1 protein-coding gene is annotated in these 1,670 nt (G+C 42.3%); it reads left to right on the top strand.

What is annotated here, in order from left to right:
* Positions 1-120 precede the first annotated feature (120 nt).
* Positions 121-1,650: an IS1182 family transposase gene (locus C7460_RS23390; RefSeq protein WP_115870561.1), complete on the top strand. Its 1,530-nt coding sequence runs from the start codon at positions 121-123 to the stop codon at positions 1,648-1,650.
* Positions 1,651-1,670: the final 20 nt, after the last annotated feature.

The raw sequence follows: 1,670 nt of genomic DNA, 5'->3' as shown, positions 1-1,670 counted from the left end.
AAAAGGGGGTGTCTCAAAAGGGCATCCTCTTTTTTGTGTTGAAAAAAAATCAAGGCCGAGATCTCAAGAAGTTCTCGGCCTTTTTAATTGCGACTAATTGTTTAAATTAGTCGTGTGCCAATTAATTCAAATCTAGTCTTTAAAGATTACATACCCAATCAAGTAATGCTGCTTCCTCCTTCTTTGGAGGAATTGATTGAGGAGAACCATCCGGTACGGGTGGTCAATGATGTAATCGACCGTATCAATATTGAGCCCTTACTAAAGCAGTACAAGCCTGGGGGCACCTCGGTGTATCACCCTCGAATGCTGCTCAAAGTACTAGTTTATGGCTACTTGAGTAACATCTATTCATCCAGAAAGATGGAAGCAGCCCTGAAGGAGAACGTACACTTCATGTGGTTGTCAGCGATGAACCGCCCCGATCATAACACGATTGCCCGTTTTAGAAGTGAGCGACTGAAAGATGCTTTACGCCAGGTGTTTGGTCAGGTGGTAGAATTACTAGTAGAAGAAGGGTTAGTTAGCATCAAAAACATATATACAGATGGAACAAAAATAGAGTCCAGTGCCAATAAATACACTTTTGTATGGGGTCGGGCCATTAAGACCAGTAAAGAGCGTATAGCTAAACAACTGGATGAATTATGGGACTACACTCAAAAGTTGGCTGAAGAAGAATTAGCCGATGAGGCCAAGCCAGACTTTAAAGAAATTAATCGTGAGAAGGTAGTCCAGACCATTGAGAAGATTGACAAAGCTCTGGAAGGCAAGTCAGTGAGTAAGAAGGTCAAACAAAAGCTGAACTACGCCAAAAAGAACTGGCCAGCTAAGCTTGACGAATACACCGAAAAAGAGACGGTTATGGGAGAGAACAGGAATAGTTACTCCAAAACTGATCCTGGAGCCACTTTCATGCGAATGAAGGAAGACCATATGTTAAACGGCCAGCTAAAACCAGCCTACAACTGGCAAATTAGCACCTCAGACCAGTTCATCCTCAATTACAGCATCCACCAAAACCCAACCGACACACTTACCCTAAAGCCACACTTAGAACGCTTTAAAGATCTATATAACACCTATCCTGAGTCCATCTGTGCAGATGCCGGATACGGTAGTGAAGAAAATTATGACTATCTGGAAGAGAAAAATATTGATAACTATGTGAAGTACAGCTATTTCCACAAAGAGCAATCAAAGAAATGGAAGAAAGACCCTTTCAAGTCACAAAATTTATTCTACAATGAAGAGCAGGACAAACTGTATTGTCCAATCGGACAGCCAATGGATCGGATAGAGGATCGAAAATCAAAAACATCCGGAGGTTATGCACAAACTTATGCACGATATCAGGCCAGAAACTGTGATGGATGCCCGTTGAGAGGCTCCTGTTATAAGGCTAAAGGCAATCGGATTGTAGAAATCAACCATAACATCAGGCGGCATAAAAAATTGGTGAGAGAAAATCTCACTTCTGAACTGGGTCTAAAACACAGATCCAAAAGACCCTGTGATGTTGAAGCTGCTTTTGGAGCCATTAAGCACAATAGGGGCTTCCGAAGGTTTAGGCTGAAGGGACTAGACAAGGTTGAAATAGAGGCTGGATTACTAGCTCTAGCACACAACCTGGCCAAAAAGGCCAATTAGCTTAACTGAGGTGACTCTTC

This window comes from Marinoscillum furvescens DSM 4134, assembly GCF_003386095.1.
In the GTDB taxonomy this organism is placed as follows: Bacteria; Bacteroidota; Bacteroidia; order Cytophagales; family Cyclobacteriaceae; genus Marinoscillum; species Marinoscillum furvescens.
This window is presented reverse-complemented; position numbering and strand designations above follow the sequence as displayed.